This window comes from Enterobacter cloacae complex sp. 677-3DZ2D5B, assembly GCF_004136695.1.
Taxonomy (GTDB): domain Bacteria; phylum Pseudomonadota; class Gammaproteobacteria; order Enterobacterales; family Enterobacteriaceae; genus Enterobacter; species Enterobacter hormaechei_C.
Genome location: NZ_QFLS01000022.1, coordinates 19587 through 31972, shown reverse-complemented (window position 1 = coordinate 31972; position 12386 = coordinate 19587). Strand labels below are relative to the sequence as shown.

General features: G+C 48.3%; 13 protein-coding genes and 2 pseudogenes. 1 reads left to right on the top strand and 14 read right to left on the bottom strand.

The features are described 5' to 3' along the window. Nucleotides 1-76: 76 nt before the first annotated feature. From DD597_RS23215 to DD597_RS23200, 4 genes are read right to left on the bottom strand one after another with little or no spacing between them, the layout of a single operon-like run. The gene (locus DD597_RS23215; RefSeq protein WP_233336212.1) at nucleotides 77-442 is read right to left on the bottom strand and encodes a hypothetical protein; all 366 of its coding nucleotides are present in this window, start codon (nucleotides 440-442) and stop codon (nucleotides 77-79) included. Nucleotides 443-450: 8 nt separating this feature from the next. Beyond that, entirely contained in the window at nucleotides 451-732 is a 282-nt protein-coding gene (locus tag DD597_RS23210; RefSeq protein WP_006812541.1) for a hypothetical protein, read from the bottom strand. Beyond that, a complete protein-coding gene (locus DD597_RS23205) occupies nucleotides 729-1418 on the bottom strand; it encodes a hypothetical protein (RefSeq protein WP_129256618.1) in 690 nt (229 codons plus the stop codon). Before DD597_RS23205 ends, DD597_RS23210 begins: the two co-directional genes overlap by 4 nt. Nucleotides 1419-1476: 58 nt before the next feature. Continuing rightward, entirely contained in the window at nucleotides 1477-3162 is a 1686-nt protein-coding gene (locus DD597_RS23200) for a DUF4942 domain-containing protein (protein ID WP_165298160.1), read from the bottom strand. A gap of 389 nt (nucleotides 3163-3551) precedes the next feature. Here DD597_RS23200 and DD597_RS23195 point away from each other — a divergent pair, with 389 nt between their 5' ends. Beyond that, nucleotides 3552-5621, top strand: a complete 2070-nt coding sequence (locus DD597_RS23195; protein ID WP_101740084.1) for a P-loop ATPase, Sll1717 family — start codon at nucleotides 3552-3554, stop codon at nucleotides 5619-5621. A gap of 168 nt (nucleotides 5622-5789) precedes the next feature. Here DD597_RS23195 and DD597_RS23190 read toward each other — a convergent pair whose 3' ends face one another. The 10 genes and pseudogenes from DD597_RS23190 to DD597_RS23145 form a co-directional block, all read right to left on the bottom strand. Further along, nucleotides 5790-6284 (bottom strand): hypothetical protein, encoded by a 495-nt coding sequence (locus DD597_RS23190; RefSeq protein WP_129256616.1) that lies wholly within the window; start codon nucleotides 6282-6284, stop codon nucleotides 5790-5792. 153 nt (nucleotides 6285-6437) lie between these two features. After that, nucleotides 6438-7034 (bottom strand): annotated as a pseudogene (rnhA, locus tag DD597_RS23185) (ribonuclease HI). Nucleotides 7035-7620: 586 nt separating this feature from the next. Next, nucleotides 7621-7857: a hypothetical protein gene (locus tag DD597_RS23180; protein ID WP_040110270.1), complete on the bottom strand. Its 237-nt coding sequence runs from the start codon at nucleotides 7855-7857 to the stop codon at nucleotides 7621-7623. 202 nt (nucleotides 7858-8059) lie between these two features. Then, a pseudogene (locus tag DD597_RS23175) lies at nucleotides 8060-8653 on the bottom strand (phage N-6-adenine-methyltransferase). A 185-nt stretch (nucleotides 8654-8838) separates the two neighbouring features. Further along, nucleotides 8839-9681, bottom strand: coding sequence for a hypothetical protein (locus DD597_RS23170; protein WP_040110271.1), 843 nt, complete (start codon nucleotides 9679-9681; stop codon nucleotides 8839-8841). Nucleotides 9682-9809: 128 nt separating this feature from the next. Next, nucleotides 9810-10367: a 3'-5' exonuclease gene (locus DD597_RS23165; RefSeq protein ID WP_000208226.1), complete on the bottom strand. Its 558-nt coding sequence runs from the start codon at nucleotides 10365-10367 to the stop codon at nucleotides 9810-9812. Nucleotides 10368-10376: 9 nt separating this feature from the next. Then, a complete protein-coding gene (locus DD597_RS23160; protein ID WP_004109992.1) occupies nucleotides 10377-10796 on the bottom strand; it encodes a hypothetical protein in 420 nt (139 codons plus the stop codon). A gap of 63 nt (nucleotides 10797-10859) precedes the next feature. Beyond that, a complete protein-coding gene (locus DD597_RS23155) occupies nucleotides 10860-11504 on the bottom strand; it encodes an AAA family ATPase (protein ID WP_047722246.1) in 645 nt (214 codons plus the stop codon). Beyond that, the gene (gene dfrA51 / locus DD597_RS23150) at nucleotides 11504-11980 is read right to left on the bottom strand and encodes a trimethoprim-resistant dihydrofolate reductase DfrA51 (RefSeq protein WP_129256614.1); all 477 of its coding nucleotides are present in this window, start codon (nucleotides 11978-11980) and stop codon (nucleotides 11504-11506) included. The genes DD597_RS23155 and dfrA51 overlap by 1 nt, the downstream gene beginning before the upstream one ends. Next, nucleotides 11977-12372, bottom strand: a complete 396-nt coding sequence (locus DD597_RS23145; RefSeq protein ID WP_160859100.1) for a hypothetical protein — start codon at nucleotides 12370-12372, stop codon at nucleotides 11977-11979. Before DD597_RS23145 ends, dfrA51 begins: the two co-directional genes overlap by 4 nt. Between the last annotated feature and the right edge of the window lie 14 nt (nucleotides 12373-12386).

Below are 12386 nucleotides of genomic sequence, written 5' to 3'. Positions count from 1 at the left end.
TTTCTGGATGTAGTTATTTTCACAGATAAGAAAAGGTAGAAAACAAATTGTTAAAGGCCACAATAGTGGCCTTCATTTACTCAGCGATAAGCGATCCAATCATCGCCTGTAGCTCTCGTTCTTTTTCTTTGGCTACGCGGAGTAATTCGGCATTTACATGACGTTGCAGCTTATCCATTACACGGAACGACGGACGGCGCATGACGCTCTCGTCGATGGCTTTGGTATTCAAGCTAATAAGATGCCCAAAGTGGTTGAAGCCAGCCCCGACGAACACTTCATATAGCTGGGCGTCACGCTCAAACAGCGCGATCCCATTTCGCACCTCAAGCAGCGTTCCTTCCTCAATAAGCGTATCCAGCGCATTATCCCAGACCGGACAAAAGCGATAATTGAAACCTTCCAGTAATGCTGTAAAAAACAGCGAAACGGCATTACCCAACTTTATAGTTACTCTTCCTTACTCCTTGCTCTGTTAGCCTGCACTTCCTTAGCCAGCTCGTAGGTAATTTTGCACGGCACAATCATCGCCCAGCCTTTTTCATGACTGTTAATCACCTGCTGAACATGGCCGTCTGTAATGGGCAGATCCGGCAACTGTTTAAAAACTTCCATCTGCTCATGGATATGCAGAAACCACCTTGCCAGCTCCATCTGCTCACCGCGGGTGAGAGGATTGTCCAGCGGGGACTTAACAAAAGCGGAGACTCGCTCGACAAGCAGGTCATTCATGACGCGCACCTCTCTGCTTTATCCTGCAATTCGCGAACGTACTCAACCAAAGAGCCGCCTAGCGGGATCTGGCATTCCTCAACCAACTGGAAGTAGATGTCTGCGGCCGCGCGTGTGTTCGAGCCTTTGTTTAGCTGCTCTTCGCGCAGCGCATCACGTTCGTTGATCAAACGGACGCACTCGCCGTTACGCTGATCCACAACGGCCTCAAGTTCAGCGATACGTTCGCCTGGCGTCTTACCTTCTTTGCGCTGGATGGTGACGGTAAACTCGCCCATTTCAGGAACGTTGTACCCCAGCTCAAGGTAATTTCTGGCGCCGCTGCGGACGAACTCACCTGCGAACATGGTGGCGAACATCGCAGAGGCCATCTCTCCTTTGAAAAGCGACTCCAGATCTAACGGAGTGCCGGCAGCCAGAGCCTCTTTTGCTGTGTCCATTGCGCCCATGAACCGGTCAAACTCATTGGCGCGTTTCTCTAGGTCTCTCCACTGCTGGCTCCAACGGCGTGCCAGATATTCGATAAAAACCTGCGCCGATTCATCAAAGTTACCTTCGAACGTCACAAGCTCCTTGTCGATTTTGATGGTTCCGGCAGGCTTTCCTGCGTTCCCCTGTAGCACTAAATTAAATGGCAGCTTCGCCTGATCAACGCTGGCGAATGTAATTCTCGATTTTTCGCTCATGTGTTTACCTCTGATAAAGTGGCTCTATTCTTACATAAATTAGGTAAGCATTTACCTATCATTTTACACGTTTGAAAACGTATACGCTGACAGTGATTCCGGTGTCTTCAAACTCGTCAGTAAACGACTTCCCTTTGGCATAAACGTAATTATCCAGCGACACCCAGTTCAGAGCTGGCGCATCACCCGGCAGTACAGCCACCAGTCGCCCGCCGACTTTAAGATGCTCCAGCGCGGCCAGCGTATGCTCTCTGTGACGGCCAAGAGAGTAGGGCGGGTTCATGACGATTTTGTCGAACTGATAACCTGCGTTGTCCTCAGACCACTTCATGAAGTCACAGCAGACCGTATTTGTGTACCCCTTGCCAAGCAGGATATCAGCGAAGAGAGGTGCGACTTCTATGCAGGTAACGTCTTCCGGATTGGCGTCGATGCAGGCCAGCAGATCTCCGCGCCCGGCTTCAGGCTCCAGCAGCTTCTCACCTGGCTTCAGCTCGATGGCTCTGGCAACGTACTCCGCTATCAAACGTGGGGTAGGGTAGAACTGGTGTGATTTTGTATCCGGTATTAAGCCGGTGGCCACAATCGTATTGAGCGTATGGCCGATCTCATACGGGAACTGCCAGTGCTTTTTCTCCTGCACGCCGCCAATGAAGTTCAGTGTGCGCTCAAGCTCTTCCACCTGTGACTTCTGTAGGTTGGAATCAGAGAAGTACCAGACGCCTTTGTCTTTGCTGAATCGCCCGTCGCGCAGCGCGGTACGAACCGGCTCGGAGATCGTCTTCTGGATTAACCCGAACTCTTTTGGTGCCCGTGTTTTGGGTGCAGTACGGCATGGCGCCGGGATTGCTGCAGGCATACTGTAAGCCAGCACCTCATTCAGCTTCCAGGCCACGTCAGGATGTATTTCAAAGTGAACGTTGCCGTTCTTGAACATCTTCACGCGCATCAGGTTTCCGTCGACATTCATCCAGTCACCGGTCTGGCAGTCGTTTGCCCGGTACGCAGCTGAAAGCATCTCAGTTGTGCGGTTGATGGTGATGAACTCTTTGTGTGCGAAGAAATGAAGCATGACGCGCAGGTCGTCGATGTAGTCCTCTTTCCGGTAGTTCACGCTGACGCTGTCCCGCCAGAACTCGGAAATGCAGTTGGCGATGATCAGACGCTCGCTAAAGCCGTTCGTCTTATTGGTCTTGTGGGCAGGACTCAGCGCTTTAAACAAGCCATACACGCGCTCAGAGAGATATTTGTGCCTGTCATTCAGCAGATTGAGCATCGTTGGGATGACCGTTTCTGCTTTGAACTCCGGCACACCAACGAACTCCTTAACCTTCATCTGGTAGCCGGTTCTGTCAGTCCTGATGGTCTCCTGCTTGCCCTCGATAAACTGCTCACGCCACTCGTCGCGGCGGGAAGCTGGCATGATCAGCAGAACGTTTGTCATATCCGTGACCTTCTTCCAGTACTCGGCCCAGATATTCTGTTTCACCCATTCAAGGTCGACCTTGTCCAGCCAGGCTCTGTTAAAGCGTGTGCGCTCGTCATCCGGCCGGTGGTTGAGTCGCAGCAGGCGGTTAATCATGTTGTGGCGTTCGTCGCCATAAACGAAGTCGTGAACCTGATGCATGAATGCGATCTCTTTCTCGCACTCGGCCACAATTTCGTGGATGACGTTCATTTCCTGCCGGTAGTCGATATCAGTGTTTGGGGTGATAGCGTCAATGATGGAAAGGGCTGTATTCATGATCACACCATTAAACAAATTGTTTTCTTATTGGTGTTATTTTCCCAAAGTTGAAAAGGCGTAAAAGCAGTATTCACAGGGGTTGTAGAGACGCTTAGAGACGCTAAATTGATAGTGTTCAAAGTTAATTGGTAATTCAATAAATTAAGAACGTAACCACCTTAAAATCTAAGGCTACAACCGCTGTCATTCATGCTTATTTTTTTCCTGAAGAACGCTCAGCTCCTAGATTAAGAAGTCATATTCTTGTGTAACCCGTTAAAAATGATACATTAATCTCCCCCCTCTTCGGGAAAACGGAAGAAGTTTGATGAGGATGGCATCAGGCAAATGGAACTCAAGTCTACAAAGGCCATTGCCCCCTCCTTTTAACGCTAAAAGGGTAATACATGAAAGGTAACGTTCTAGGGGATATCAGAGCAGAACACGATGCCAAAATGCTTGAAGCCTCATTCTGGCAAACAACTGATTATAAAGCTCTTTTAGAGTCGTATGATCGATGCATAGTTGTAGGTCGCAGAGGCACTGGCAAAAGTGCATTAGTGCATATGCTGTCAAAACATTGGCACGCAAAACCTAAAACGCATGTGATGACCATTAGCCCTATTGAAGAACAAATTATTGGTCTAAGAGATGTTGTCTCACTTTTCGGTGAAAATTATTTGCATATTAAAGCCGGAAGCAAACTAGCTTGGCGCTATGCGATTTATATGGAATTACTTTCCGAAATAGCAAGCCACTATAGGATGAAAAATGATCTAGACTATAAAAGTGTAGAGAAACACTTATTATCTTGGGGAGCTAAAAGACAAAACATAAGTGGTAAAATAAGGAAAAAATTAATATCTATCCTTGATACTGGAAAAGATGTTAAACCGGCTACAAGAATATCAGATTTATCAGATAATTTTGAATTAGATTTACTAGAAGAGGTTTTATTCGAAGCTATTTCAAAATCAAACCATCAATTCGTTATTTTTGCTGACAGGCTAGATGAAGGATACACTCCAGATGATTTAGGGGTTGCTATCGTTGACGGTTTCATTCAGTCTGTTATTGATATAAAACAAAATTTGCAAGAAAAAGTTATCGCATTTGCTTTCGTTAGAGACAATATCCATAGAGCCATATCTAAAATGGACCCTGATTTTACCAGAAACATTGAAGGACAGGTATTAAGATTACATTGGGACGAATACAATCTCTTCAATTTGGTTTGTAACAGAATGAGAGTTGCATTTAACTCAACCATAGAAAATAACACGCGAGTTTGGAATGCGTACACCGCTAATGAATTACAGTCAAATACGGGTTTTAAAGAAGCACTTAAGCTTACATTATATAGACCGAGAGATATTTTGGTATTATTAAATGATGCTTTCCTGAGGGCCGCAACTCACGATCGCACAAAAATAATAATTGATGACATAAAAGCCACTGCAAACACAATATCTCAAAACAGGCTTAACGATTTACTAAAAGAATATGAAAATGTATTCCCTGCACTAGATATATTTACATCGCTTTTTGGCAATAAAAGACCAGATTTTACCATCGCGGAAGCCTCTGAAATAATAAGCCAATCATTTGATATAAAAGAAGTTAATGACAAAATGAAATTACAGGACATCCTTTTGTTTGAAGGTCCTGTTCAGGTGATCCAACGTTTGTATAGTGTTGGTTTTTTTGGATTATACAATCAGCAGTCCTCATCATATGTGTTTTGTCATGATGGAAAAGAACCAGAAAAAGAGTTTACACCAGGCTCCAAGCTTCTGCTACATCCTTGCTATTGGCTTGCATTAAGTGTTCATGAGTCAGACATTACTCCTGAAACAGCTGACGATATCCACGATGAATACGATATCGAAGTTAGCTCCGTATCAGAAGAACAACGAAAACAACGGATCGGTGCTCTTCTTCAAGAATTAAATAATATCCCAGAAGGTAAGGAAGGGGCTGTTGATTTTGAAGCATGGGCTTTGAAAGCTATTAAAATATTGTTTGCGACGAATTTGACCAATATTGAACTCCATTCAAACAAAAATGGTCTACAGCAGCGAGACATTATTGCAACAAACCTTGCCGACACACCTGTCTGGAAAAGGATATTGACTGATTACCAATCTCGACAAGTTGTATTCGAAATCAAAAACTACAAAACGTTAGGTGCTGATGAATATAGACAAGTAAATTCATATTTATTTAAAGATTATGGTAGGCTAGCTTTCATTATAAATAGGGATCACTCTGAAAACTTAGAAAAACATAAAGAGCTAATCTGGGTAAAAGAACTTTATGACAACCATAACAAATTGGTTATAAAGTTGCCTTCAAAATTTCTTGAGCGACATCTTTCTAAAATGCGTAGCCCTCAAAAACATGATGAAGTTAACAAACAGCTAAGCAAGTTGCTTGATCTATATATTAGAAGCTATTTAAATAACAAGTGTAAGTAAATCACAACGCAGGCTAATAAGATATTATAGCCTGCGTTTTTATCGAAAGTTTTACGAAGATGAAAACTCAATAAAAAACAAATTACAAAGTCCAGCCGTCATAAGTAAAATACAATATTCAATCCATATTATTAGGGTATTGAGGAAGCTCCATTTCATGCAATAGCCTCAGTCACAGCAGAAGGAAGATCCGGAGTTGCAGGTCGAGCTAGAATCGTGTCCAGCAGCATCCCATCCAGAGAGACAGGAGGTCGTTCTGGCAGGGGTGTCGTCTGCAAGGTTGTGGTGGAAGTAGTTGTGTCCGGTATCAACAGACTCTGACCGGCTGGCACGGCTACCGCTGACAGGGTTGCTAAAATTACTCCGTAGGCCATTGGCTTCAGTCGATTTCGTTGAAAATTTTCCATGAGAACTGTCCTTGTGTGCTTGGGATTCACGCAACACACGAGAGGCGACGGAATCACGCACCTTCCCCATACCTACTGTCGCACCCAGATTTGCTATGGCGGTAGCTTGCGCATCAATGCGCTTCTCCAGCTCAAACACTCGTTCTTCCAGTTCCGCAAGGCGTGCAGAAACACGACCGCTAAACAGCTCGGCCAGAACCAGGCGAATTGAACGGGGACGTTTATTGAAAGAAGTGAAAGGCGTTTGACGTGCCATTTGGATTCCATTCAGTGTCAGAAAGAGTTGCGGCTGGCCAAGCCAGCCGCCTTTTGGCGTTCCATCCTGGAACAGTACCTACCGGTACTTCGTCATCCTGACGAACGGTAAGATACCTGATTTAAAATTATAGGTAAATACTTACTTATCATTTTATGACAAAAATCCAATGTCTCGCTTGTGAGGCATATCAGCTGCGGAGTAGGCGGCGATCTTCGCCAGGCGGTCACACATTTCGTTCTCGCGATGACCGGCATGACCTTTAACCCACTTCCAGCGGACATTGTGACGGCTGGCGGCCGAATCGAGACGTTACCAGAGATCGACGTTTTTGACTGGCTTCTTCTCAGACGTGATCCATCCGTTACGCTTCCAGCCTTTCATCCAGAGCGTCATGCCGTTTTTTAAATACTGGCTGTCGGAATGCAGGATCACGTTGCAGGGGTACTTCAGACGCTCCAGCGCAATCAGGGCGCCCATCATCTCCATCCGATTGTTGGTCGTGCTGTGGAAGCCCTCAGAAAGCTCGCGCTCTTCGCCTCGATACTGGAGAACGATGCCGTAACCGCCCGGCCCGCCCGGATTTTTGAGGCAAGAGCCATCACTGAATACTTTTACGGTTTTGAGCTGGGGATTGAACTCGACTACGGGGGTTTTGAAGTTGGTACGGGATTGCTGGTGGGTTTGGTATCTGGCTTTGGACTTCGTGCGGCAGCCAGTATGTTGCCGGGCTGGGGTCTTGGTCGTCATTTTGGCTCCAAAATCGCGCGCCGCGACGATTTTTTTCCTCGCGCGTGTGCGCACGCGTGCGTGTAAATATTAAAAATTTTTAGAAAAGAAAAACTTACTTCCCAGAACAGGTTTTAATAAAACCTGAACTGAACGAACGAAGTGAGTGAAGTTCACCTCGAACGAAGTGAGAGGTTGTCTTTTCAGGTAATACTTTCCCAGGGAGGTGAGTACAAAATTTCCTCACCAACCTGGTCGTTACATAACCTGAAAAGTTATGACCTAAGTCTACTGCCAGCTTAGGCTTGGGAAGTTATGGATGACAGCACCCCAGAACCGAGATCTTCCCACCCTTTATGAAGGGGAGTACTGGATTCAACCTCTCGAAACACTCCAGACTCGACAATCATAAAGTGACCCTTCTCTCTGCTCACTTTGGTTCCCCCTTCCCCAACCCCTAAACGGTGCCGGTTCTACGCTGGTAGTGAGCTTTTTTAAACCTGACGCCAGTGACGCTATCCCCCACCCATCAGGTCGAGCTGCCGGAATCAATCCGGAAAGCGGGTAGATTTTATCACTGGCGATCTGCGTTTTAAATGGTAAGTACTTACCGATTATTCGATTGATTATTTTCTCGACCATGAAGCTGGACGTTCAGGGCAAACACCTCATTGATGAGTTCCCCTAACAGCTGCTCCACCAGCTCTTTGTGCTCGCCTGAATGAAGACATTTGAGCGACCATTCGTAGAGACTGAAAGCCTTATCGCGATCTTTCATCATGTCGCGCACTTTGGCCAGAAAATCGCTCTCAACGAGCGCTACGACGTTCGTCGGGTATACCATGATAGTTTTCCTTACTGTGGTTCATAAAATCGATTCTAGAGCGTCTGAAGAGGGGTTCCAGTGGGTTCTGGAGGTGTAAAACGGTCTGGGAGTTGTTTGGAAATCACGTCTTAAAAAGCCTGCGTCTGTATATATTAATAATTAGTACTTAGTTATTTATATATACGGAAGCAGGTTCTCAAACTAACTCCCAGACTGGTGTTTACGCTGCCTTTTTACGTGGTCTCTTCTTCCTGACAACATTGGCAGGATCATAACCACCCAGCTTTTTCATCACCGCCAGCGGTATCTTGCTGATGGTGTGCCCAGCTTCCTGACAGTAGCCACGGAAGATAAGCAACATGCTGCCACCAGAGTTGATGTTCACCTCCACCAGCCCAAGTTCAACATCTGGCTCAACGAACGCCACGCGGCCGCCAGACAAGATGACGGTTTCGTTGGCGCATTCAGCCGCACGCTCCTACCACTGCGTATCGAGGGATTGTGGTATCAACATGACCGTCGTCACTCCACGCGCCTGCTCGCGGATGGCTGCGTCTATCCAGGGGGTGATTTTGGAGTAGGGCGGGTTAAGGAACGCCACAGTGCCAGGTTCTCCCCAGCTGCACTTGAGCGCATCACGCTCAACACCGATAAAGTTCGGCAGGAGAGCGTTATCTTTGTTGCAGGCGACGTCCACATCGAACTTTACGCCTATGTAACGTTGGATGGCGACAAACAACCACTGCGGTGTGCGCCAAAGGTCGCGAAGAGAGGCATCACGCTCTCGCTTTTTGATTTTTTCGGCTGCGATCATTATCTTGCTCTGATAGGTAAATACTTACCTATTTTTTCATTTAATCAAACGGATAGCAAACAAAGAAGAACGCGCCAGATTCGCAAACGGGAAGCTCTCTGGCGCGTTTTATCGATGCTGGGTATGCAATGAGCTTACCCAGCGTCCTAAAGCTGTCAGGGGGCTTTAGATCGGGTAGGGGAACATCATCCAATGGAATACTCCGCTATGAATTTTTTGACGATCGGCGACTCTTTATTAAGGGTTAGATTTCCACCTTCCCTGGTGGCAATGCCAGTAGCTGGAAACACAGCCATCATCTGGCCAGCCTGAGTCGAAGCGGTGTTGAGCGGATATGGTTTCTCCGGGTTGCTCATTAGCGCCAGTTTAATGCTATTGCTGGTCGCCGTGTTCGCGTCAAGGATATGGCGCATTGCGATTACCGTGTAGACGCTGATTTGCGGCCCACCACTAAACCAGTTCAAAAGGTTTAAGATCTTGTCTTTCGCTTTGACTGGCGCCCCTTCGAATGCGGCAGTAAAGCTCTCACTTTCCAGACCGGCTGTCGCATAGAACGATTCGTCCTTACCTTCCAGCGTGAAGCGAGGTTTGGCCGGGGTACGCTCTGATTTTGCCTTCTGGCGTTTTGGCTGCTCTTCTTCAGGTTTAGGCTCTGACGCCACTGAAGGTAAAGGGGTTGGATCTGTACCGGTAGTCTCAGTACTTCGAGCGTCAAGTTCAGGCGCTGGCTCGTTCACTATCTCCGCAACAAGGTCACGCTCTGGTTCCTCGACCTTCACCGATTCGTGCTCAATCTCAAGCTCTTCCAGAACGCTACTCAGATCGCCGGTAGAGCTGGCATTCATGACTTCATCCGCCACCGCCTCGACTGGTTTTGCGATTGCATCATCCAGACCAGAGAGAAGATCGTCGATCTCGTCGACACCGCTCATTTTCGCAGCTTTCTGCACTGGTTCGTCGAGAGATTGCAACATTGCAGTCAGTTCGTCCAGGTCATCGTTTTTAACAGTGTTTGTAACTGCGCTCATTTTTAACTCCTTATGTTTTCGTTGGTGCGTTTCCGCGTTTTGGTTGAGCGTATTCTGGCAAAACCTATCAGGCGGAAAAGTCATAATTACAGGCAGTTAGAAGAACTGAAGGCAAAGAAAAAGCGCCATCAGGCGCTTTCGAATGGGAGTTTGAAGAAGCCGTATTTCTCTCGGGCTTTGAAGAAACACTGCATCATCAGGTCAGTATCGTAGAGAGCGCTGTGGGCCTTCTCACGGTCGTAAGTGAACCCAAGTGAGAACGCCAGCTCTTCCAGGCGTGGGCGCTTCCCATCCTCGGTAGCCCACAAGCCATCCAGCATGGAGTCAACCAGAGGGATATCTGGCAATTTCACCCCATAGCTACCGAACTCGTGGCGAATGAACGGAAGGTCAAAAGCCTCTCCGTTATGGGCGACTAACGCGCTACATGCGCCCATGTACGCAGCAATCTTGCCTGCGTGGTCAGCCAGTAGCGGTTCCGTCGCCAGATCTTCCAGTGAAATGCCATGCACTGCCTGCGCCTTCGGATCGATACTGCGACGCGGGTTGAAGCGCATCTCAAGGCTGTCGATGTGCTTCTGGGTTTCCAGTTCATAACGGGTTATCGCGATTTCGATAATTTTGTGGCCGGATGTGAAGTCCAGCCCTGTGGACTCAATATCGACGCCACCGACAATCGTGGTCATTCGTACTCCTTACAGCTTCTTCGCGCCTTTCAGCAGTGCGCCACGCACAAACTGAGCAGCCTTTTTCAGTGCGTCCTCGCCACTTTCGCAGACGACCGGCTCGCGCCATTCGCCCGTTGATGTGTTAAGGATCTGGATTTGGTTGGTCTCCAGGCAAACGGACACGTACAGAACCGTACCGCCTGAGAGTTTGAGGTGCATAGGAAACAGAGGGCGCTTGGTGCCGCCATTGAACTGCGACATCGCCACATTGATGGCTTCGCCAACCTCTTCCCCAACAAGCCCTTGAACGGACTCAAACACTGCGCGGATAGCCAGACGTGCTTCACGTTCACTCATCAAAGAGCGGGATTGTTCGTCGGCAATGCGGATCAGTGCTTCAATCGCTTTACGATCTAATTCATCCGAGAGGGGAAGTTCGTCTATCATTCTGTTTTTCCTCGATTCATTTCGCGTGTCTTATTGTCACACTGCCCAACAGGGGAGCAACATTCAGTGGAAGGTCACTCGTCCTGTTATACGGCGCTCGATGTTTTCAGCGGCTCTGTCCAGCACTCGCAATACCGATCTGGCTCGCGCTTCAACCGTGCGGCACTTTTCAGAAATAACGAACACCTGCAGATCGCCGGTTTGGGGAAGCGTGTTGATTTTCGTCAGCTCACCGCACATAAGTGCATCGATGCGAGCAACATAGAGACGGTCAAGCGATCCTCGCTGGGGACGCGCGAGATCTTTGCTGGAAAGCTCAACGCCCGGGCGAAGACCCGCGATAGCATTGAAGTTGGAAATGGCCGCTTTGTGGCAAAACTGCTCAATGTCGAGAGCCAGCTCGATGCAGCGGTCTTCGTTGGTCTGGCCGACCAGGTCAAGCGTATAAGCCATGACATCGGCTGGCGTGCGGTCGATAACAAAACCTTCAACGCCGCGGGTGATCATCTCGATGTGTCTGGCAATCTCCATCTGAACCTGAAGACGTTCGTAAAGGGGAAAACGCTCGCCAACCTTCACCCCCAGACTGCTCATCAGCTTGCCAACGCCGGCATCCACATACGGAATGCCATAATGCGCATCGATGTACCTTGCCAGGGTTGTTTTTCCACTGCCCTGTGCGCCAGTGATTCCAATCCGGTAATCCATTACGACCTTCTGTATACGATCTGCAAAAAGCCAGGCTCATCCTCATTTGCACGTTGGGTATAAGCCGTTTCGACTGGTACGAACCCTAAAGAACGCATCATTGGCGCCGGGAAGAACGCATCCGCGCCAGGCACATCCACGCCAATATGCGACAGCCAGATCTCTTCTACGTGTGGCATAAAGAGCGAGTAAATCTGCCCGCCACCAATCACCCAGACCGGATCTGGCAGTCTCAAAACATCATCGATGCCAGCGGGGTATAACCCATTGGGGATATACCCACGAGAGCGCGTCAAAACGAGGTTATGGCGCTCTGGCAGCGGGCGCTTGAGACTTTCCATCGTCTTGCGTCCCATCACGACAGTGGCGTTTTTGGTGAGTTGTTTGAACAGTTTCAGATCGGTCGGGCAACGCCAGGGAAGTTCGTTGCCAATGCCGATTTCATAGTTGCGGCCGACAGCTGCAATCATCTTCATTGGCTTACCTCATAGATGGTTGGTCGCTGGTGAGAATCTGCCAGCGCAGAACGCAGACGCGGATCATGAACCAGTGCGGCGATAAGTAAGTCACCTTTGTGCTCTGCCAGCGTGCGCTTGATATGGGTTTCAAAACTGACACCGCGCGGAACAAGGTGGAGCCAGTCATAATCAATGCCGAAGTCCTTCAGCCAGCGTTTGGTTGGGCCTTCGAGCGCTTCCGGACGACTACTGATAAGCACCACTTCAGCACCGGAGCGAGCAAAACCACGCAACATGCGGCTGGTGGGAAAGATGAGTTCATCACCGGCAATGAGAGCGCCTGCATCCGCATCAGACACTGCTTTGCGATGGCTGGCTCTCGCCAGCACACCTTCAATTTCACACAACACATACATCCCTCTGG

Bases quoted from the DNA above. Each gene is read 5' to 3' on its own strand.
- DD597_RS23210 (WP_006812541.1), bottom strand. From the start codon at position 732: ATGAATGACCTGCTTGTCGAGCGAGTCTCCGCTTTTGTTAAGTCCCCG.
- DD597_RS23205 (WP_129256618.1), bottom strand. From the start codon at position 1,418: ATGAGCGAAAAATCGAGAATTACATTCGCCAGCGTTGATCAGGCGAAG.
- DD597_RS23200 (WP_165298160.1), bottom strand. From the start codon at position 3,162: ATGAATACAGCCCTTTCCATCATTGACGCTATCACCCCAAACACTGAT.
- DD597_RS23195 (WP_101740084.1), top strand. From the start codon at position 3,552: ATGAAAGGTAACGTTCTAGGGGATATCAGAGCAGAACACGATGCCAAA.
- DD597_RS23190 (WP_129256616.1), bottom strand. From the start codon at position 6,284: ATGGCACGTCAAACGCCTTTCACTTCTTTCAATAAACGTCCCCGTTCA.
- DD597_RS23180 (WP_040110270.1), bottom strand. From the start codon at position 7,857: ATGGTATACCCGACGAACGTCGTAGCGCTCGTTGAGAGCGATTTTCTG.
- DD597_RS23170 (WP_040110271.1), bottom strand. From the start codon at position 9,681: ATGAGCGCAGTTACAAACACTGTTAAAAACGATGACCTGGACGAACTG.
- DD597_RS23165 (WP_000208226.1), bottom strand. From the start codon at position 10,367: ATGACCACGATTGTCGGTGGCGTCGATATTGAGTCCACAGGGCTGGAC.
- DD597_RS23160 (WP_004109992.1), bottom strand. From the start codon at position 10,796: ATGATAGACGAACTTCCCCTCTCGGATGAATTAGATCGTAAAGCGATT.
- DD597_RS23155 (WP_047722246.1), bottom strand. From the start codon at position 11,504: ATGGATTACCGGATTGGAATCACTGGCGCACAGGGCAGTGGAAAAACA.
- dfrA51 (WP_129256614.1), bottom strand. From the start codon at position 11,980: ATGAAGATGATTGCAGCTGTCGGCCGCAACTATGAAATCGGCATTGGC.